This window comes from Mycobacterium sp. RTGN5 (assembly GCF_033804465.1).
In the GTDB taxonomy this organism is placed as follows: Bacteria; Actinomycetota; Actinomycetes; order Mycobacteriales; family Mycobacteriaceae; genus Mycobacterium.
On sequence record NZ_JAPZLA010000001.1, the window covers coordinates 471,013 to 488,409 of the forward strand.

21 protein-coding genes and 3 tRNA genes are annotated in these 17,397 nt (G+C 65.2%); 14 read left to right on the forward strand and 10 right to left on the reverse strand.

The features are described from left to right. Positions 1-20: 20 nt before the first annotated feature. Entirely contained in the window at positions 21-533 is a 513-nt protein-coding gene (locus SLQ31_RS02160; RefSeq protein WP_319429251.1) for a MarR family winged helix-turn-helix transcriptional regulator, read from the forward strand. A gap of 33 nt (positions 534-566) precedes the next feature. Then, a tRNA-Ser gene (locus SLQ31_RS02165) sits at positions 567-656 on the forward strand. On the opposite strand, the gene SLQ31_RS02170 is transcribed toward SLQ31_RS02165, so the two are convergent. Next, complete coding sequence (locus tag SLQ31_RS02170; RefSeq protein ID WP_319429253.1) at positions 635-1,021, reverse strand: MerR family transcriptional regulator; 387 nt, start codon at positions 1,019-1,021, stop codon at positions 635-637. The two genes, SLQ31_RS02165 and SLQ31_RS02170, sit on opposite strands and share 22 nt — an antisense overlap. A 385-nt stretch (positions 1,022-1,406) precedes the next feature. Here SLQ31_RS02170 and SLQ31_RS02175 point away from each other — a divergent pair, with 385 nt between their 5' ends. Both SLQ31_RS02175 and SLQ31_RS02180 read left to right on the forward strand, forming a co-directional pair. Further along, positions 1,407-1,787 carry a hypothetical protein gene (locus tag SLQ31_RS02175; RefSeq protein WP_319429255.1) on the forward strand — a complete coding sequence of 127 codons (381 nt, stop codon included), beginning with the start codon at positions 1,407-1,409 and terminating at the stop codon, positions 1,785-1,787. Positions 1,788-2,054: 267 nt separating this feature from the next. Continuing rightward, positions 2,055-2,288, forward strand: coding sequence for a hypothetical protein (locus SLQ31_RS02180; protein ID WP_319429257.1), 234 nt, complete (start codon positions 2,055-2,057; stop codon positions 2,286-2,288). Between the two features lie 6 nt (positions 2,289-2,294). Here the strand turns inward: SLQ31_RS02180 and SLQ31_RS02185 are convergent, their stop codons facing one another. Together SLQ31_RS02185 and SLQ31_RS02190 are read right to left on the reverse strand one after the other, a co-directional pair. Continuing rightward, the gene (locus tag SLQ31_RS02185) at positions 2,295-3,119 is read right to left on the reverse strand and encodes a crotonase/enoyl-CoA hydratase family protein (RefSeq protein WP_319429259.1); all 825 of its coding nucleotides are present in this window, start codon (positions 3,117-3,119) and stop codon (positions 2,295-2,297) included. 33 nt (positions 3,120-3,152) lie between these two features. After that, positions 3,153-4,610 carry an APC family permease gene (locus SLQ31_RS02190; protein WP_319429260.1) on the reverse strand — a complete coding sequence of 486 codons (1,458 nt, stop codon included), beginning with the start codon at positions 4,608-4,610 and terminating at the stop codon, positions 3,153-3,155. 163 nt (positions 4,611-4,773) lie between these two features. On the opposite strand from SLQ31_RS02190, the gene SLQ31_RS02195 reads away from it, so the two are divergent. Further along, on the forward strand, positions 4,774-5,883 hold the full coding sequence (locus tag SLQ31_RS02195; protein ID WP_319429262.1) for a glutamate--cysteine ligase: 1,110 nt from the start codon (positions 4,774-4,776) through the stop codon (positions 5,881-5,883). Here the strand turns inward: SLQ31_RS02195 and cysE are convergent. Together cysE and cysK are read right to left on the reverse strand one after the other, a co-directional pair. Continuing rightward, positions 5,880-6,569 (reverse strand): serine O-acetyltransferase, encoded by a 690-nt coding sequence (gene cysE / locus SLQ31_RS02200; protein ID WP_319429264.1) that lies wholly within the window; start codon positions 6,567-6,569, stop codon positions 5,880-5,882. The genes SLQ31_RS02195 and cysE overlap by 4 nt on opposite strands. A gap of 3 nt (positions 6,570-6,572) precedes the next feature. Then, entirely contained in the window at positions 6,573-7,505 is a 933-nt protein-coding gene (gene cysK / locus SLQ31_RS02205; protein WP_319429266.1) for a cysteine synthase A, read from the reverse strand. Positions 7,506-7,676: 171 nt separating this feature from the next. Between cysK and SLQ31_RS02210 the strand changes: the two genes are divergently transcribed. Further along, entirely contained in the window at positions 7,677-8,744 is a 1,068-nt protein-coding gene (locus tag SLQ31_RS02210; RefSeq protein WP_319429268.1) for an LLM class flavin-dependent oxidoreductase, read from the forward strand. 19 nt (positions 8,745-8,763) lie between these two features. Then, on the forward strand, positions 8,764-9,330 hold the full coding sequence (locus tag SLQ31_RS02215) for a TIGR03086 family metal-binding protein (RefSeq protein ID WP_319429270.1): 567 nt from the start codon (positions 8,764-8,766) through the stop codon (positions 9,328-9,330). On the opposite strand, the gene hisC is transcribed toward SLQ31_RS02215, so the two are convergent. After that, positions 9,317-10,375: a histidinol-phosphate transaminase gene (hisC, locus tag SLQ31_RS02220; RefSeq protein WP_319429272.1), complete on the reverse strand. Its 1,059-nt coding sequence runs from the start codon at positions 10,373-10,375 to the stop codon at positions 9,317-9,319. The two genes, SLQ31_RS02215 and hisC, sit on opposite strands and share 14 nt — an antisense overlap. A gap of 116 nt (positions 10,376-10,491) precedes the next feature. Between hisC and SLQ31_RS02225 the strand changes: the two genes are divergently transcribed. The 5 genes from SLQ31_RS02225 (at position 10,492) to SLQ31_RS02245 (ending at position 13,880) form a co-directional block, all read left to right on the forward strand. Then, positions 10,492-10,580 (forward strand) — tRNA-Ser (locus tag SLQ31_RS02225). Positions 10,581-10,621: 41 nt separating this feature from the next. Continuing rightward, a tRNA-Arg gene (locus tag SLQ31_RS02230) sits at positions 10,622-10,694 on the forward strand. 619 nt (positions 10,695-11,313) lie between these two features. Next, positions 11,314-11,844: a hypothetical protein gene (locus tag SLQ31_RS02235; protein WP_319429273.1), complete on the forward strand. Its 531-nt coding sequence runs from the start codon at positions 11,314-11,316 to the stop codon at positions 11,842-11,844. Between the two features lie 95 nt (positions 11,845-11,939). Then, on the forward strand, positions 11,940-12,305 hold the full coding sequence (locus SLQ31_RS02240) for a heme-binding protein (RefSeq protein ID WP_319429276.1): 366 nt from the start codon (positions 11,940-11,942) through the stop codon (positions 12,303-12,305). A gap of 468 nt (positions 12,306-12,773) precedes the next feature. After that, positions 12,774-13,880, forward strand: coding sequence for a GGDEF domain-containing protein (locus SLQ31_RS02245; protein ID WP_319429278.1), 1,107 nt, complete (start codon positions 12,774-12,776; stop codon positions 13,878-13,880). Here the strand turns inward: SLQ31_RS02245 and SLQ31_RS02250 are convergent. After that, on the reverse strand, positions 13,854-15,341 hold the full coding sequence (locus SLQ31_RS02250; RefSeq protein WP_319429280.1) for an FAD-dependent monooxygenase: 1,488 nt from the start codon (positions 15,339-15,341) through the stop codon (positions 13,854-13,856). The two genes, SLQ31_RS02245 and SLQ31_RS02250, sit on opposite strands and share 27 nt — an antisense overlap. Then, positions 15,338-15,745 (reverse strand): hypothetical protein, encoded by a 408-nt coding sequence (locus tag SLQ31_RS02255; RefSeq protein ID WP_319429282.1) that lies wholly within the window; start codon positions 15,743-15,745, stop codon positions 15,338-15,340. The genes SLQ31_RS02250 and SLQ31_RS02255 overlap by 4 nt, the downstream gene beginning before the upstream one ends. 85 nt (positions 15,746-15,830) lie before the next feature. Between SLQ31_RS02255 and SLQ31_RS02260 the strand changes: the two genes are divergently transcribed. Both SLQ31_RS02260 and SLQ31_RS02265 read left to right on the forward strand, forming a co-directional pair. After that, positions 15,831-16,388 (forward strand): TetR family transcriptional regulator, encoded by a 558-nt coding sequence (locus SLQ31_RS02260; RefSeq protein WP_319429284.1) that lies wholly within the window; start codon positions 15,831-15,833, stop codon positions 16,386-16,388. 68 nt (positions 16,389-16,456) lie between these two features. Beyond that, positions 16,457-16,654 carry a three-helix bundle dimerization domain-containing protein gene (locus tag SLQ31_RS02265; RefSeq protein WP_319429286.1) on the forward strand — a complete coding sequence of 66 codons (198 nt, stop codon included), beginning with the start codon at positions 16,457-16,459 and terminating at the stop codon, positions 16,652-16,654. 10 nt (positions 16,655-16,664) lie between these two features. Here SLQ31_RS02265 and SLQ31_RS02270 read toward each other — a convergent pair whose 3' ends face one another. Both SLQ31_RS02270 and SLQ31_RS02275 read right to left on the reverse strand, forming a co-directional pair. Further along, on the reverse strand, positions 16,665-16,937 hold the full coding sequence (locus SLQ31_RS02270) for a hypothetical protein (RefSeq protein ID WP_319429288.1): 273 nt from the start codon (positions 16,935-16,937) through the stop codon (positions 16,665-16,667). Between the two features lie 126 nt (positions 16,938-17,063). Beyond that, positions 17,064-17,333, reverse strand: coding sequence for a hypothetical protein (locus tag SLQ31_RS02275; RefSeq protein ID WP_319429290.1), 270 nt, complete (start codon positions 17,331-17,333; stop codon positions 17,064-17,066). Positions 17,334-17,397: the final 64 nt, after the last annotated feature.

Sequence of the window (17,397 nt, forward strand, 5' to 3'; positions counted from 1 at the left end):
GTGTCGCTTACGATTGCGCTATGGGAGGGATTATCGCGGGGCGGACCGCCAGTGAGATGCCGGGGTTGGATATAGCCGAGCAGAGAGCTTGGCAGAACTTCCTCGACGCAGCACTGCGGCTGTACGGAACACTGAATCGCGGACTCGTCGACAAGCACAAGTTGAGCTTGGTCGACGTCCGCCTATTGGAAATATTGGACAACTCCGAAACCGGCGCGGCGCGGATGGGGGATTTGGCCGAGCAGTTGATGTCGCTGCCAAGCCGGGTGACCCGTCAGATCCGCCGTCTCGAGGCGGCCGGGCTGGTCCATCGGGAGGCCAGTCCCGACGACGGGCGCGGAGTCTTGGCCGGGATCACCGACCAAGGTCGTGCGGTCGTCGAGGAGGCGATGCTGACGTACGCGACAGGTGTCCGGGAAAACTTCCTGGGCCCGCTGTCGCGTCCGCAGATGGCGGCAATGGGGGAGAACTGTCGCCGAATCAGCGCCTCGCTGAAGGGCGGCGGCAACTCGACCAAGATCGGCCGCGTTTAACCGGTTCGGTGCGGGGTCGCTACGCTTGTCGGCGGTGGCGTGGCAGAGCGGCCTAATGCACTCGCCTTGAAAGCGAGAGACGGCTAACACCGTCCGGGGGTTCAAATCCCTCCGCCACCGCCATTGTGGTTTTGCCGGGGTGGGTCGGGCCGGTTGTCGAGGCTGCGGTGAAGTTCGGCGTTGATGGCCTGGGCTTCTGCGAGTTGGTCCTCGAGGATGATGATGCGGCACGCGGCATCGAGTGCGGTGCCGTGGTCGACGAGTTCGCGGGCTCTGGCCGCGATCCGCAGTTGATAGCGGGTGTAGCGGCGGTGCCCGCCCTCGGAGCGTTGCGGTGTGAGCAGTTTCGCCTCGTCGAGGCTGCGCAGAAATCCTGGGGTGGTTCCCAGGATTTGGGCGGCGTTCCCCATGCTGTATGCGGGAAAGTCCTCGTCATCGATCTTGTCATTCGGGTGACCGTCGGCAGGTCCGTTATTCGCTTGTTCCACAACGCCTTTCAAAATACCTTGCTGGGCCTTTCAAATACCTTGCTAGCTCATGAAGAAGGGCCGGCACCCCGGAGCGCATATCGCACCGGGGCCGCCGGCCCTGAGGAGATAACTACCATCTATCGACACTGCTGAAAAAACTGCGGCATCGACCCGACTGACAATCGCGGGCGATCCGACGGTGACTCCTCCCTTCTTCCACGATGTGCGAGACGTATTGCACTCGCTGGTATTGCACTTGCTGTCACGGGTAGTTCGTCTCTCCCGTGCCCCACACCCTCTGCTCTGTCTACGAGAGAAACTATAACCATGCTGACAGCGCATGTCTATCCCCGTCGGATGAGATTTTCTCCGTCAAGGTGGGGAAATGTTCTAAGATCCGGATATGACGACTTCGCAGGACGCCGGTGACGTCGGGACGGATGCGATCCTGCGTCACATCGACGCCGAAGCTGATTGCGTGAGCATCGAAGTGACGTTGTACCTGCCTTGGGGGGTGGTGACGGGAATAACGGTGCCCAGTAAGTACTTTGGGCACTACGTCGCGAACTTCTTCGCCAGAAACGAAGCCCGAGATGTCGCCGGGCGCTTAGAGGCGCTGGAGGCTGAGCAGGACAGGGTGTTTCTTCATCTGCGCAAAGCCCGCTGTTACGTCGCTGGCACCGTGGTCGAGCATGACTCGCTGCGCATCCGGCTTGCCGATGTGTCCGCGTGGACTGTCGCCGGTATCTCCGCACGGTCAGCCGGAACGCCGGTCCCGCGCTAAGCGCTCCTCCTGACCCCCGCCCCGATCGGAGCCACCTGTGGGGCTGGCTCCGGACTTCTGTGGATCCGCTGGGGACGCGTGCTTTTTGGGCCAGGTGGGGCATACAAAGGTAGAAAGGCGTACGAATGCTTGCCCGGACTCCTCATGACCAGGGGCCCGGCTAGCCGGTGTCGCCCCGAGATGTTCTGAAAGGTGCTGGTCAACATGTCCTCCCCCAAGAAGCTTCGGAAAAGCTTAGCTCTGGATAAGAGGTTGCTGGGTACCGTGGTGGGTGGCAGCGCTATCGCCATACTCGGCCTGTTCGGGCTGACGCATCCCGCCCCGGTCTCGATAACCGGAAACGTCACCGCCGACTCTGGCGACGAAACAAAGTTCCCGGCCTTCTCCTCGCCGGCGGTCCCCGCGATGAACGCTGGTGCGACGATCGTCACCCAGGCCACCGACGAACCGTCGGCGCTGGCGACGTCGAAAGCAGTGCCGGCCATCAAAGCCGGCAGTTAGCAGCCGCTATTCGCCGGTGAATTCCGGCTTCCGCTTGCCGAACATCGCCGAGATGCCCTCGGACAGGTCCTTGGACGGCAGGAACGCTGCGTTCCACGCGGCCACATAACGCAGGCTGGCCGCCACGTCGGCGGTGCGCTGCTCGTCGAGGACGTCCTTGATGCCGTGGGTGACCAACGGTGAGTTGGCGGCGATCTCTGCTGCCGTGGCGTGCGCGGCGGCCAGCGTGGCCTCGGCGTCTGAGTAGACGTCGTTGACCAGACCGATCTTCTCGGCGCGCGCGGCGTCGATGTCCTTGCCGGTCAATGCCAGTTCGCGCAGATGCCCGTCGGACAGGATGTAGGGCAACCGGGCCAGGCTGCCGACGTCGGCGACGATCGACAACTTGACCTCGCGCACCGAGAACTTCGCGTCGGCGCTGGCATAGCGGATGTCGACCGCGCTGATCAGGTCGACGCCGCCGCCGATGCACCAGCCGTGGATCGCGGCGATGGTGGGGGTCCGGCAATCCGCCACCGCGGTGATCGACTGCTGCATCCGCTTGAGCTTGGTGTGGAACTCCTTGCGCGGGCGGGCCGACACCTCGGTCGACATCGCGCCGCCGACGGTGTCACCCATGGCGACCAGGTCCAGCCCATAGCTGAAGTTGCGGCCCGAGCCGCTCAGCACGATCGACCGGACGTCGGGATCGGCGTCGAGGTCGGCGAAGACCACCGGCATCTCGGCCCAGAACTGCGGGCCCATCGCGTTGCCCTTACCCGGGCCGATCAGCGTGACGTGGGCGACGTGGTCCTTGACCTCGACAGTGAGGGATTCATACGGCTCGCTCATGACCATGAAGGCTACGGCGCGACGCCGCCTGCGTCACTCGAGGGTCACGTGCGGGCGCCGGGCCGCGATACCGGCACCGAGCGCGAAGAACGCGACCAGCAGGGCGACCACGCCGATGGCGATGGGCGTCGAGTTGCCGACCAGGCCGGGCAGGTTCTGCAGGATCAGCACGAAGGAGATCACCAGGCCGACCAGCCCCAGACCGGGGGCGATGAACGCGCGCCAGGTGGACACCTCCAGCTCACCGGCCCGCTTGCGCCGGGTGAAGAAGACGAGCACGGCGACGGTGGTCGCGATCAGCAGGGTGGTGACGCCGACCGTGGAGATGCCGGCCAGCCAGGTGTAGAACTGCGTCACCGGGTCGAGCTGGAACAGGATCGCCACTCCGATGGCCACCGCAACGACGATCGCGTCCACCCCGGACGCGATGTGCGGGGAGCCGTGGGTGGCGTGTGCCTCGCCGAACTGACCGGGGAACACCTTGCGGTTGGACAGCGTGAACACGTAGCGGGCGACGATGTTGTGGAACGACAGGATGCAGGCGAACAGGCTGGTGACGAACAGCACCTGGACGATGTGCAGCCCGGCCGTGCCGAGGTACTGCTCGGTGGCGTTGGGCAGCAGGGCGGACGGGTCGGCCTGTGCCTTCTCGACCGCCGTGCCGTCGCCGACGGCGGAGATCAGCGCCCACGTCGAGACCGTGTAGAACACCCCGATCAGGATGACGGCCAGGTAGGTGGCCTTGGGGATGGTGCGCAGTGGGTCGCGCGCCTCGTCGCGGAACACCGCGGTGGCCTCGAAGCCGATGAAGCTCAGGATCGCGAACAGCAGCGCGATACCCGGTGCGCCGGAAAGGATTTCGGACGGCGTCACGATCCCGGTGGACAGGCCGTCCTGGCCGCCGCTGAAGACGACGGCGGCATCGAGCGCCAGCACGATGGCCACTTCACCGATCAGCAGGACGCCGAGAATGTTGCGGGACAGGTCGATATTGAAGTGCCCGAGCCCCGTCACGATCGCGAACGCAACGAAAGCCCAAATCCCCCAATGGATACTGGGCAGGCCATACGAGGTGAACAGCGCTTGGGCGCCCTGGCCGATCAGGCCGTAGACGGCGACCTCCAACGTCAGGTAGGAGATCAGCGCGACGAACGCGAAGCCGAAGCCGGTCACCCGGCCCAAGCCCTTACCGATGTAGGAGTAGAACGCACCCGCGTCCGGGACGTAGGGCGTCAGTGCGGTGAAGCCGACCGCGAACAGCAGGATGATCAGCGTGCTGACCACGAAGATGGCGGGAAAGCCGATCCCGTTGCCGCTGGCGATGCCAAGCGGCACCGGACCACCCATGACGCCCAGTGGCGACGCGGCGGCCACGACCAAGAAGACGATGCCCCAGACACCAAGCGTCCCCCGAAGCTTGCGGTGTGGGCGGCCGCCGGCCGTATCCACAGCAGCGGGAGCGCTGCCAGATTCCTCGATTTGGTTCGACATGATGCCCTTTCACGCCCTTTCAGTGGGCTCGCGCCTGCAGACGCTAATCCCGAAGGGGGTTGGATCAGACACTTCGGATCAGCCGGATTCGATGCGCGAGCCCAAGCGATCCCGCTGGTCCCAAACCTTGCTGGAACTCGCGTTCTCGCGTATCCCCAATTAGGTGAGTGGAACAGCGCCGTCGCCGGCCAGCGCGACATTCGGCGCGGAGGAGGAGTTCTTCCTCGTCGACGCGGTCTCGGGGGCGCCGGTCGGGCACAACCTGGCGGTCATTGACGCGGCCCGTGCCGAAGGGCTGCGACTGACCGCCGAGTTTGCCAGTTGCCAGGTGGAGACCGACACCTCTGTGCACACCTCGTCGGCAGAGCTTCGGACGGAACTGACGGAGTTGCGTAACCTTGCCGCCTTGGCGGCGGCCGGTGTCGGCGCCAGACTGCTGCCCGCTGGGGTGCCTCCGGTCGGCACGCCGCCCTTCACGCTCACCGACAGCAGCCGCTTCGAGTGGATCACCGAGTCGTTCGGCAGCCTGACCTATGGTCAGCCGATCTGTGGCTGTCACGTGCATGTTGGGATGCCCGACCGTGAAACCGCCTTGCAGGTAGGCAATTACCTCCGGCTGTGGCTACCCGCGTTGTTGGCGCTCACTGCGAACTCAGCGTTCTACGCCGGTTTCGACACCGGCTATGCGAGTTGGCGTGCGGTACAGCAGACGGGGTGGCCGGTGTCGGGACCGCCGCCGTACTTCCGCTCGGTGGAGCACTTCGACGAACTATTCGCGGTGCTGCAGGAGACCGGGGCGGTCCTCGATGAGCGGATGCTCTATTGGGATGTTCGTCCGTCCAGCCACCTGCCGACGGTCGAAGTGCGGGTCGGCGATGTGGCGGCCACCGTCGAGGAGGCCGTCACCCTGGCGACGATGATCCGGGCGTTGGCCATCACCGCGCTCGGCGAACTCCAAAGGGGCCGCACGGCACCGGATATCGGCACCGAAACGGTGGTGGCCGCCAAGTGGAGGGCCGCGCACGACGGGCTGACCGGTCATGGGTATGACCTTGTGCACGGCCGGATCGCGACGGCGCAGTCGGTACTGGAGTCGCTGGTCGAGTGGGCCGCGCCCGCGTTGGAGGATCTCGGCGAACTCGGCAGTGTCAGGCAGTCGTTGCAGCGCCGGTTCGTCGACGGCAACGGCGCGGTGCGGCAGCGTCGCGCGGGTGGCCTGGACGCTCTGGTGGCGCAGCTGGCGGTGACACCTGTTGCGGTGGGCGCGCTTTAGATCGAGAAGTCCTCGCCGTGCCAGACCCCGGCCTCCGGGGGACGGATCACGCGTTCGGTTCCCGGGCCGTCGGCCTTAGCCTCCAGCTTCGAGACGCGGCTGAGCAACGTATGCAGGCTGACGCCGAGCGGGTCGGGAAAGTTGGATTGATCAGTGCCGGAAGGTGTTCCACCCGGGTGCCCGATGATCTGTCCGGGGACCCCGACCACCACCGAACCTGGTGGCACTGCCTTGACCACGACGGAGTTTGCGCCTATCTGACTGCCCTCGCCAATCGTGATGGCGCCCAGCACTTTTGCGCCCGCACCGATGATCACGTTGTCTTCGACGGTGGGATGACGCTTGCCCTTGTCGAGGCTGGTGCCCCCGAGGGTGACACCGTGATAGATCGTGACGTCGTTGCCGACGACCGCGGTTTCGCCGATCACCACACCGGTGGCGTGGTCGATGAACACGCCGGTGCCCAGCACCGCGCCGGGGTGGATCTCAACCCCGGTCAGGATGCGGCCGATCTCGGCGAGTACCCGCGCGGGAAGTTTGGCGCCGCGCTGCCACAGCCGATGGGTGATGCGGTGGGTCCACACCGCGTGCAGTCCCGGGTAAACCAGGATGATCTCCAGCGTCGAGCGCGCGGCGGGATCGCGTTTTTTGACGGACCGGACGTCGCTGAGGATCTTCCAGGGCATGGGTCAGTCGGCCAGGTCGGAAAACAGCACGGTGCTCAGGTAGCGCTCGCCGAAGTCGGGCAGGACGACGACGATGAGCTTGCCTGCGTTCTCCGGCCGGCGGGCGATCTCGCGGGCGGCCCAAACCGCCGCGCCCGAGGAGATGCCGACCAGCAGGCCTTCTTCGCGAGCCAGGCGCCGGGCCAGCTCGAGTGCGTCGTCGTTGCCGACGGTGACGATCTCGTCGACGATGTCGGTTTCCAGCACGGGCGGGACGAACCCGGCGCCGATGCCCTGGATCGGGTGCGGACCCTTCTGCCCACCGGACAGGACCGGTGACGCGGCCGGCTCGACGGCGACGATCTGCACCGACGGCTTGCGTTCCTTGAGGACATCGCCGACGCCGGTGATGGTGCCGCCTGTCCCGACCCCGGCGACGAAGATGTCCACTTTCCCGTCGGTGTCCGCCCAGACCTCCTCGGCGGTGGTGGCGCGGTGGATGGCCGGGTTGGCCGGGTTCTCGAACTGCTGCGGGACGAAGTAACGCTGGTCGGACTTGGCCAGCTCCTCGGCCTTGGCGATCGCTCCTGGCATGCCCTCGGGGCCGGGCGTGAGAACGAGTTCGGCGCCGTAGGCGCGCAGCAACATCCGGCGTTCGATGCTCATCGTCTCCGGCATCGTCAGCACACATTTGTACCCGCGGGCGGCGGCCACCATCGCCAGCGCGATGCCGGTGTTGCCACTGGTCGGTTCGAGGATGATGGTGTCCGGCTTGATCAGGCCGGCCTTCTCGGCGGCGTCGATCAGCGCAACCCCGAGGCGATCCTTGACGCTGCCCGCCGGGTTGAAGGATTCCAGTTTGGCGACCACATCGGCCACCGCGCCATCGGTGACCCGACGCAGCCGCACCAACGGGGTCTTACCGGTCAGCTGAGTGATGTCATCGGCGATGCTCATGAACCTTCTCCAATGAATTGACGCAAGGACCGCCGGTCCGCTTGGCCGCAGCCTAACAGGTAGCCGCTATGGGAGCCGTGGTGTCTGCGCGGGATCGAATCACGCCGATGAAAACCCTTGAGCGTCGTTGCCATTCGCGGTCTAGTCGTTTCCCTATTCGAAGGCATGGCCGTGAAGTTCCTACTCCTAACCCTCATCACCCATCACCCGGATCCCGCTACGGGGGAGAAGGCGAGCGCCGCTGACCGGCTGCGTGCGGTCGTCGATTCCGCGGTGCTCGCCGAAGAGCTCGGATTCGACGGTTTCGCGGTGGGCGAACGACATGAGGACCCGTTCATTTCGTCCTCGCCGCCGGTGGTGCTGAGCAATATCGCGGCGCGGACGTCGAAGATCGGATTGTTCACCGCGGTAACGACGTTGAGCCTGCTGGACCCGGTGCGGGCCTTCGAGGACTACTCGACGCTGGACAACCTGTCCGACGGCCGGCTGGAGCTGATGATCGGCAAGGGCAACGGGACCGCACAGGCCGAGCTGTTCGCCGTCACCACCGACGACCAGTGGGATCGAAACCGCGAGGGGTACGAGCTGTTTCGATTGTTGTGGGACAGCGACACGGTGACGTGGTCCGGCCGGTTTCGGCCCCCGCTGGTCGATGCGAAAGCTCTGCCGCGGCCGCTGCAACCCCGGATCCGGATCTGGCACGGCAGTGCGACGAGCGCGGACTCGGTCGATCTCGCCGCACGCTACGGAGACCCCATATTCTCGGCCAACGTGACGTACCCGGTCGAGCCCTACGCCGAGCTGGTGCGCCACTACCGGCAGCGATGGGAGTTCTACGGGCGTGATCCGCAGGATGCCCTCGTCGGTGCGGGCACTGCCGGGTTTCACATCGCCCCGACGTCCCAACAGGCGCTGGCCGAATACCGGCAGGCCTTCGAGACGCGGCTGGCGTTCCAGCGGCGGGTGGGGTTGCCGGTGGTCTTCGAGTCGATCGAGGATTTCGTGGAGCGCAGTTCGGCGCTGATTGGCAGCCCGCAGCAGGTGATCGACAAGGTCGGTCGCTATCACGAGCAGCTCGGCCACGAGGTGATCCACCTCAGTGCCGACAACGACGGCGTCACCCCCGCTCAGAAACGGCGCACGCTTGAGTTGTTCCAGTCCGAGGTGGCACCTGCACTACGTACCCAGATACCAAGCAGGCCATTGGCATACGGCAAACAGGGTGTCGGGTGTCGGTGAGCGGTCGTACGGTGGGGGCATGGAAGCTCCTCCGACCGATGAACTGGACAGTGCCGAAGCATCGCTGAAAGTGCTACAGCAGGTGGTGCACGGTATCGCGACCGCCGACCTGACGAAGCAGACTCCGTGCCGCGAGTTCGATGTCGCCGGGCTGACCGATCACCTGTTGAACTCGATCACCCTGTTGGGCGGGGCGGCCGACGCGGAATTGCCGGAGCGCAACCGCGACGACTCCGTCGAGGAGCAGATCATCGGGGCCGCTCGGGCGACGCTGGATGCCTGGCATCGGCGGGGGCTGGACGGCAGGGTTCCGTTCGGCACCAACGAGGCGCCCGCCCAGTTCATGGTCGGCATCCTGTCGCTCGAATTCCTGGTTCACGCTTGGGATTACGCGTCAGCGGTCGACCGAACGGTCGATGCGCCGGACGTGCTGACCGAGTACGTGACGGAGTTGGCGCGGCGCATCATCACCCCGGAGGGGCGGGTCAGGGCGGGCTTCGACGATCCCGTCGACGTCGCCGCGCACGCCTCCAAGCTGGACCGACTGGTTGCGTACACCGGCCGGGTGCCTGTCAGCGGGTCGTGATCCAGGTCCGGGCGAAGGCCAGGAACGCGTCGTTCTCCTCAGGGGCGCCGATGGTGACCCGCACGCCGTCGGTGCCGTACGGGCGGACCAGCACGCGCGCGTCGGCGGCCTGCTCGACGAAGTCGGGCGTCTGCTCGGGGGACAGGGGCAGCCAGACGAAGTTGGCCTGCGACGGCGGGAAGGCGTAGCCCAGCTCGGCCAGCGCGGCGCAGACCCTGCGGCGTTCCTCGACCACGGCGTCGGTGCGGGCCAGAAGCTCGTCGGCGGCGTGCACCGAGGCGATCGCGGCGGCCTGCGAGATGGTGGTCGCGGTGAACGGCACGTAGACCTTGCCCAGCGCGGTAATGATGTCGGGATCGCCGACGGCGTAGCCGATGCGCAGGCCCGCCAGGCCGTAGGCCTTGGAAAAAGTGCGCAGCACAACGACATTGGGGTGGCTTCGGGCCAGGCCGAGACTGTCGGGCAGCATTCCGTCGCGGATGTACTCGACGTAGGCCTCGTCGATGGCGATGAGGATGTCCGACGGCACTGCGGCCACGAAGCGGGCCAGCTCGTCGGGGTCGACGACGGTGGAGGTCGGGTTGTTCGGGTTGCAGACGAAAATCAGCCTGGTGCGGTCGGTGATCGCAGCCAGCATGGCGTCCAGGTCGAAGGTGTAGTCGCGCAGCGGCACCTGAACCGCGGTGGCGCCGGCCACCCGCACCTGTAGGGGATAGATCTCGAAGCTGCGCCAGCCGAAGACGACCTCGTCGCCGACCGACGAGGTGATCTGGATGAGCTGCTGGCACAGGCTCACCGAACCGGAGCCGACGGCGATGTGCTCGGGGGCGAAATCGACGTGCTTGGCCAGCTGCTCCTTGAGCTCCACGTAGCCGTTGTCGGGGTAGCGGTTGATGGTCTCGGCGGCCGCGGCGATGGCGGCGCGCACGCTGGGCAGCGGCCCGTCCACGGTCTCGTTGCTGGCCAGCTTGATGGCGCCCAGCACCGTCTTACCCGGGGTATAGGCCGGTAGATCGGCCAGTTCGGGGCGCAGGCGGGCGGTCATTCCGTCAAGTCTAGGGGGCAGTGCGTGCTGCTTTGCCAGGACCTATGGCGCCTGTGTACTCTCATCCATCGGCGGTTCGGGGCATCAATCAGGCTCCGGTACGCTCAGGTAGTTCAGGAGGCGTGCCAGAGCGGCCGAATGGGACTCACTGCTAATGAGTTGTCCCTCTTAAAGGGGACCGGAGGTTCAAATCCTCTCGCCTCCGCCGCGGCTGATTCGTCAGCCACGAACAATTGAAGATGTACGGCGCCCGTAGCTCAACGGATAGAGCATCTGACTACGGATCAGAAGGTTGGGGGTTCGAATCCCTTCGGGCGCACTTTGCGGTACCAGAGCCCCGGCCCTCGGCCGGGGCTCTTTCTGTCGGCGGCCCCCGGTGGGCGGCCCGTTGCTCCGCTGTTGGGACGGGTGCCCTCCACGCCGCGAGTGATGGATTCTGGCAACTTGGTATTAATTTGCCATCCATCGATGAGGGCGGCGTCTTTGCCAAGAACGACAATGTCGGATATCCAGAAGGGGACGTCATCGCCCGAAGATATCGCAGCGTATCGAAGTACACGCTTTTCCTCGACCGAAGGCGCAGCGGCATTTGATCGTGGATCGAGAATGCTCAAAAGCGTTGCTGAAATAGAACGCCAACGAGAGGTCTCGCGCACAAGTCCGGTGACGCTGGCGTTAGCTGCTGGACGAGTTCGTGAAAACTGGCTCAGTTCAACGACTTCACGCATCTTGTTGCGCAGTTATGGATGTGCGTACCACCCCGCGGTGAGTCAACGCCATCCCTTCTTGTCGCTGCTGATCCCTGCCAGCCAAGTAGTGGCTGCGATTTGAATTCATTTATCCGGCGTCGTTAACGCGACTTGGCCGAATACAGGCCCGCGTTCGCTTCGAGGTGTACTTTCATGAACTAGCTTGACTTGTCGGGGAGGACATCTGAAATGGAAATTCGACCTATCTATCTCACAACGGGGATGGCAGCAGCCTCGGCAGTGGGGATTATCCTTGCTGCCGCCTTGACGGCCAGCCCGGTATACGCCGATGTTGGGTCCTTCGGGCCCCGCCCGGAAGCGCCGGGCCCCAATATTCCTGGCCCCAATATTCCCGGACCGGACATCAACGTCCCCAACGTTGATGTTCCCAACGTCAACTTGCCGAACGTCCCTGGCAATATCAACATCCCCAACGTTGATGTTCCCAACGTCAACTTGCCGAACGTCCCTGGCAATATCAACATCCCCAACGTTAATGTTCCCAACGTCAACTTGCCGAACGTCCCAGGCAACGTCAACGTCCCCAACGTCAACGTCCCAGACGACATCGTGAATCTTGACATCCCAGATGTCGACATCCCGGACCTCAACGTCCGAGATGACATCGCGGACATAGTCCCGAATTTCAACCCTCCGAATGTCAATGTCCCGAATGTCCGTGGCGGTGGTGGTGGCGGCGGCGGCCGCGGTCGCCGGTAGATCCCGTCCCACGCTGATCGCAGTATGTGCTGCCGCACGGCAATAAACCCTGCTGGCAATGGATCTTCGTCCCTAATTGATCAAAGGAGTCCGTCATGTTGCTCAATGCCCGTCTGGCCCGCCGCGCTGTTGTCGGTGCGCTCGGCACCGGCGCAGTCGTCGGTGCGATGTTCGCCGCTGCTCCGTCTGCGCTGGCCGATCCCCCCAATTGCACTGCCGGTGATCTTGCACAGGTAGCGGCGGGTGTCTCAGCGGGAACGTCGGTTTACCTGTTCAGTCACCCGTGGGTGAACGACTTCTTCACCGGCCTGCAAGGCCAGCCCCGTGACCAGATCCGGACCCAGGCGCAGGACTACCTTGACGCCAATCCGCAGGAGAAGGCCGAACTTCAGGCCATCCGCCAACCACTGGTCGACCTGAAGGCCCGCTGCGGCTCTGGCACCGACGCCGCCACGTCTTGAGCTGGTTTCCACTCGGGTGACGAACGCCGGAGTAACCTTCCTGGCTGCGGGCTCGCCGACGAACGCATACGAAATTGAGAGACTGCGACTCGGCCTGGAATGACTTCTGGCGCAAGCGGTTGCCGTCACTACTCGTTTCCACGAGCGCTTGCGACCCGACATCACCGCCGTCCCCATGGAAGGCGTCGAGCCCTGTCATGTCGTTGTGACGAGCCGCGCCGGTGACCGCAGCCATCTGGTGGCGGCATGTCACAGACTCGCCGCGGTACACCTCGACGCCCCAGCGCTCTACTAGCGTCGCCGCGACACCGTGAGGACAGATTGCTACCGTAGAGCGGTTCTTCTCATTCGAAGCTAATTTTCTGCGCCGTTTAGACGGGGGTGCTGGACGGGCGGCTCAACGACGGGCCGCTTGCAGGGACTGCTAATAGGGGCAACGCCTTGCCGGCATATTTGGAAGCTTCCGCCGTGTTCAGCCGCCATCTCCGTGACTGGTGGAGCGAGCCGGTCGACTACCCCGCGCAGGTGCAGTACTTCACCAAGCGGGTGATGTCCGCGCCGATCAAATTGGGGATCGGCGTGGGCACCGGGATCAACGGGGTGATCTCGCTGCTGATCCTGCTTCCCTCGGCACATACCGTCGCCGCGCGAGCCGTCGTCGCCATGTTCGCCGTGCTGCAGCTGTTCTGGGGGTGGGTATGGTGCAGCCGACCGTGGCCGTCGCGGCGCACCTCTCTCGCGTTCGTCATCTCCGCCGACATCGGCATTGCCGCAGCTGCGGTGGTGGGCGCAAGTTGGCTGTTGGGCTTGTTCGCGTTCAATGCCTTCGCGATGATCTCGGTGTATCTGCTGTTCTTCGACGGACCGAAAGTCCTTGCCGGGCACACATTGTGGATACTGCTGTCGACGACAGCCTTTGCCGTGCAGTTCAGCAGCGGCGCCCACCTGGATGGTATTGCTTTCACGGCAAAGACACTCGCGTCGGTGTCGCCGGTGGTGGCGACTTCCCTTGGCATCCAGTTCGGGATCTGGGCTCTTCGCAACGACGCCAATGATTCGGTCACCGATCCCCTGACCGGCTTGCTGAATCGACGTGGCCTGCACCTGAATGTCGGCGATCTGTTGCGCGACGCCACCCCGATGGCTACCGAACTGGCGGTGGTGGTCGTCGACCTGGATCGCTTCAAGGAAATCAACGACACGTTCGGCCACGCAATCGGTGACCAGGTGTTGATCCGCACCGCGCGATGCATCACTGCTGCGGTTAGCAGCAGCGCCTTGGTAGCCCGCACCGGCGGAGAGGAATTCGTCACCGTCGATCTCGTCGGTCCCGGACAAGCACAGGGGGTCGCCGATCGCGTGAGGGATGCGATCGCCGCGCCGACCGATCACGCGGTCACCGCCAGCGTCGGCGTCACCAGCGTTCCCGTTGTGAGCTTCGCCCCGGGAGTCGATCCCGTGGCATTGCTCGAGTCGATTGTCCAGCGCGCCGACCACGCGATGTTCGAGGCAAAACGCAACGGCGGCAACGCAACAATTCACGCGCCGTCAGTCGGCGAAAAGGGATTGCGCTAAGCGCACTTTGTGCAACTGCACCGACTCCTCGGTCGGCAGCCACTCCGCGAGAACATCCCGCCACTCGGTGTCGGTCGAATCACCCGTCCACGCGATGTAGCCGTCGGGCCGAGCCAGCGCAGCAGGCCCGTCGTCGGTGCGCTCGGTCTGCAACACCCCGGAGACCTCGACGGGTGCTGCACCGCGCTCGCGGATCAAGACGAACCACGGGGTGCGCTGCAATTCCGTCAGCCGCTCCTCACCAAGTGGGATCTGGGTGGCCCGGGTGCCCACCGGCCCCCGCCGCCCGTAGCGCAACCCCGTACCCGCGAAACTGCCGGCCACCGCGTCCCGCACGAACGGCACACGAAGCAGCCTGGGCGCCAGCAGGTTCCGCATCGCCCGCGCCACCCGGGAATGCAGCGTCACCCCGCGGGCCATCAGTCCCGATTGGCGCAGCACCCGTCGGCCGATCGGATGACGTTCGTCCTGATAGCTGTCGAGCAGACCGTCGTCGGCACCACCGAGCACCGCGTCCAGTTTCCAGGCGAGGTTGGCCGCATCCTGGATACCGGTGTTCATGCCCTGCCCGCCAATCGGGGTGTGCACGTGCGCGGCATCGCCGACGAGGAACACGCGGTCGTGCCGATACTGCGCGACTTGTCTTTCATCGCAATGGAATCGGGACTTCCAGCTGATCTCGCGCACACCCATGTCGGCCTGCATGGCGCGATTCAGAACGTCGATCACCTCGGCGGAATCCACCGATTCGGTATCGGGCACCTGGTGGTCGCGATCCCACACCATCGCGCGATACCAGGTGCCGTCGGCGTCGCTGCGCCCGTAGGGCGCCAGGAACCCGAACACCTGCTCCGTGCTGCCCAGCTTCAAGCCGCCAGCCGGCCCGTGCGCAAGCTTCACATCGGCCAGTACCACCGACGACAGGACCGTCTTGCCAGGGAAATTCGCACCGACCAGTCTGCGCACCGTGCTGTGCGCGCCGTCGGCTCCGATCACGTACTTGGCGCGCCAGTGGCTCACCGGGCCGTCGCCGCCGTGCGCTCGTGCGGTGACGATCACCGCGTCGGCGTCCTGCGCCAGGCCCACGACCTCGATGCCGCGGCGGATGTCGGCCCCCTGCGCGTCGGCATAGCCGGCCAACTCCGCGTCGACATTGGTCTGCGGCGTGATCAACACGAACCGGTACGGCGAATCCAGATGCGTGAGATCGAGGCGCGCACCGCCGAAGATCGACACCCGCTCCGCGCGTTGCCCCTGCGCCAACAGGCCGTCAGCCAGCCCGCGGGCGTCGAGCACCTCCAGCGTGCGAGCCATCACGGCGAACGCGCGGCTCGACGGATTGGTCGTGGCCCAGCGTTCCAGCACGGTCACCGAGCGCCCGACCCGCGCCAGGTCACCGGCGACGGTCAATCCCGCCGGGCCCGCGCCCACCACCAGCACATCAACGTCATAGTCAGTCATCGGACCGCTCCTTCCGGGTCGGGGTACCAGCGTCGGATGTCGTCGGGCGTGGCCTTGGCCGCCTGGTTGAACACGAACCGGCAGTCCGGCTGGGCGACATGGGCGGCGTTGACGATCGACTCGAACAACAGCGTGTTGTCCGCGACCAGACGCACCCCGGCGCCGATGAGCACGGCGTCGTAGCGCTTGGCATCCAGCCACTGGCGGGCCTTCTCGGCGCCGGCTCCGCCGAAGTCGATCAGGCAGTTGTCGACCTGGTAGCCGGCCGCGCGCAGCGCCGCCACATTCTCGTCGTTGGCGGCCCGCAGCGCGGTCTTCGACAGCCCGCGGAACTGCGCGAAGTCTGGCGATGAGTAGTCGATCACGTCGGGATCGAGACCGATCTGGATGGCAGTGACGGTCATGACGAACACCTCCTCAACAGTTGTTGAATTCGACGTTAGAGCGAAGTCCTAGGTCTGTCAACAGTTGTTGAATACACTGGCCGTCATGACGGCGAAAACGCGCGACGGCGAGGCGACCCGGGCGCGAATCCTGGCCGAGGCGCGGTCGCAGTTCGGCGAGCGGGGTTTCGAGCGCACGACCATCCGCTCGATCGCGTCGGCGTCCGGCGTGGACCCCGCGCTGGTGATGCACTACTTCGGCAACAAGGCCGAGCTCTTCGCCGCTGCCTCCCGAGCCGCGATCACCTTCCCCGATCTGACCGGCGTGACGCCCGACCGCGTCGTCGACCAGGTGTTGCCGATGTTCGTCGAGGTGTGGGGGCCACACGGACCGTTCCTGCCGCTGTTGCGCTCAGCCGCTACCAACCGGGTGGCCGCCGAAGCACTACTCAGCGTCTTCGTCGACCAGGTGGCCCCGGCGCTGGCCGCCGTGGTGCCCGACCGGCCGGCCGAGCGAGCGGCCCTCGTCGGCTCGCAGATGCTCGGTGTCGCGGTGGGTCGCTACGTACTCGGGATACCGCCGTTGGTGGCCATGGACGACGCGACGCTCGCCGAATGGCTACGCCCCGTCCTCGCCCATTACCTCAGCGATCCGGCACCGTGACGGAGATCAAATTGACGAGGCCCTTCCCATGGCCCAGAGTTAACAGAGTGGGAAACGTAAGTGAAGTTATGTTGATCGAGCAGCTGGTGGATCGCCTGGCGGCGGCCTACTCCGACGTACCGCGTAACGACGTAGCCCAAACGGTTGCCAACGCGCACAATCATTTCCAGCGCAGCACGATTCGCGAATTCATCCCACTACTGGCCGAGCGTCGCGCTCGCGCTGAACTCGCGCGCCGAGAATCGCTGCTGGTCTGGTCGTCGTAGCCGGCCGGAGCTAGACAGCCCCGGCGTTCTCGCCCTCATCGGTGTACTCAGGACCGCTCGGCTGGGGCGCATTGCCCGTGCCGCCGGCGTCCTGGCCTTCTTTCCAGTACAGATCGTCGGTCGGCAGCGGCGCGGGGCCGGTACCGCCGGCATTCTCATTGGCGTCCCAGTAGTACGGCTCGTTGGGATCCGGCCACAACAGGCCGCTGCCCGAGTCATCAGCAGAGGCCGTCGCGGCGGCCGAGAGCGTGATTGCGGTCATCGCCAGGGCCGCAAGCCCCACCGATGCCAGTTTTGCGCGCACCACCACGAACGGATCTCCTCCTCGTTAGGCGTCAATAGTCGCCGATTTCGCCCTGCGGCAGGAGAATTCTGCACCAATTCGGGGGCGAGGGGAACCCGATGTGCGCTAGGGACGCAAGCTGACGTCGTGCAGCGCGGCGCGCGGAGCCAGATGCATGTCCGCGGAGTGGGTGGGGCGCAGGCGCCGCGCGACGTAGCGGACGGCGAAGATCTGAGCCGCTCCGATGACAACGAAGGGCCACAGCGCACCGGCCGCGGCCGATAAGAAGCCCCGCGCGATGTCACCGGGTGGGTCATAGGACTGAAAGTGTGGGCTGACCAACCACACGGCGACCGCGACGAGCAACGCTGCCACCACGTACATGTCCATCCACATGACTTGAGAGTCCCAGAGACTTCTTAAAGGGAGGTGTCCCAATCGTGTGAAGGTACTGAGAGGC

Bases quoted from the DNA above. Each gene is read 5' to 3' on its own strand.
- SLQ31_RS02160 (WP_319429251.1), top strand. From the start codon at position 21: ATGGGAGGGATTATCGCGGGGCGGACCGCCAGTGAGATGCCGGGGTTG.
- SLQ31_RS02175 (WP_319429255.1), top strand. From the start codon at position 1,407: ATGACGACTTCGCAGGACGCCGGTGACGTCGGGACGGATGCGATCCTG.
- SLQ31_RS02185 (WP_319429259.1), bottom strand. From the start codon at position 3,119: ATGAGCGAGCCGTATGAATCCCTCACTGTCGAGGTCAAGGACCACGTC.
- SLQ31_RS02190 (WP_319429260.1), bottom strand. From the start codon at position 4,610: ATGTCGAACCAAATCGAGGAATCTGGCAGCGCTCCCGCTGCTGTGGAT.
- cysE (WP_319429264.1), bottom strand. From the start codon at position 6,569: ATGCCCTGGAAGATCCTCAGCGACGTCCGGTCCGTCAAAAAACGCGAT.
- cysK (WP_319429266.1), bottom strand. From the start codon at position 7,505: ATGAGCATCGCCGATGACATCACTCAGCTGACCGGTAAGACCCCGTTG.
- SLQ31_RS02215 (WP_319429270.1), top strand. From the start codon at position 8,764: ATGGAAGCTCCTCCGACCGATGAACTGGACAGTGCCGAAGCATCGCTG.
- hisC (WP_319429272.1), bottom strand. From the start codon at position 10,375: ATGACCGCCCGCCTGCGCCCCGAACTGGCCGATCTACCGGCCTATACC.
- SLQ31_RS02235 (WP_319429273.1), top strand. From the start codon at position 11,314: ATGGAAATTCGACCTATCTATCTCACAACGGGGATGGCAGCAGCCTCG.
- SLQ31_RS02240 (WP_319429276.1), top strand. From the start codon at position 11,940: ATGTTGCTCAATGCCCGTCTGGCCCGCCGCGCTGTTGTCGGTGCGCTC.
- SLQ31_RS02250 (WP_319429280.1), bottom strand. From the start codon at position 15,341: ATGACTGACTATGACGTTGATGTGCTGGTGGTGGGCGCGGGCCCGGCG.
- SLQ31_RS02255 (WP_319429282.1), bottom strand. From the start codon at position 15,745: ATGACCGTCACTGCCATCCAGATCGGTCTCGATCCCGACGTGATCGAC.
- SLQ31_RS02260 (WP_319429284.1), top strand. From the start codon at position 15,831: ATGACGGCGAAAACGCGCGACGGCGAGGCGACCCGGGCGCGAATCCTG.
- SLQ31_RS02265 (WP_319429286.1), top strand. From the start codon at position 16,457: ATGTTGATCGAGCAGCTGGTGGATCGCCTGGCGGCGGCCTACTCCGAC.
- SLQ31_RS02275 (WP_319429290.1), bottom strand. From the start codon at position 17,333: ATGTGGATGGACATGTACGTGGTGGCAGCGTTGCTCGTCGCGGTCGCC.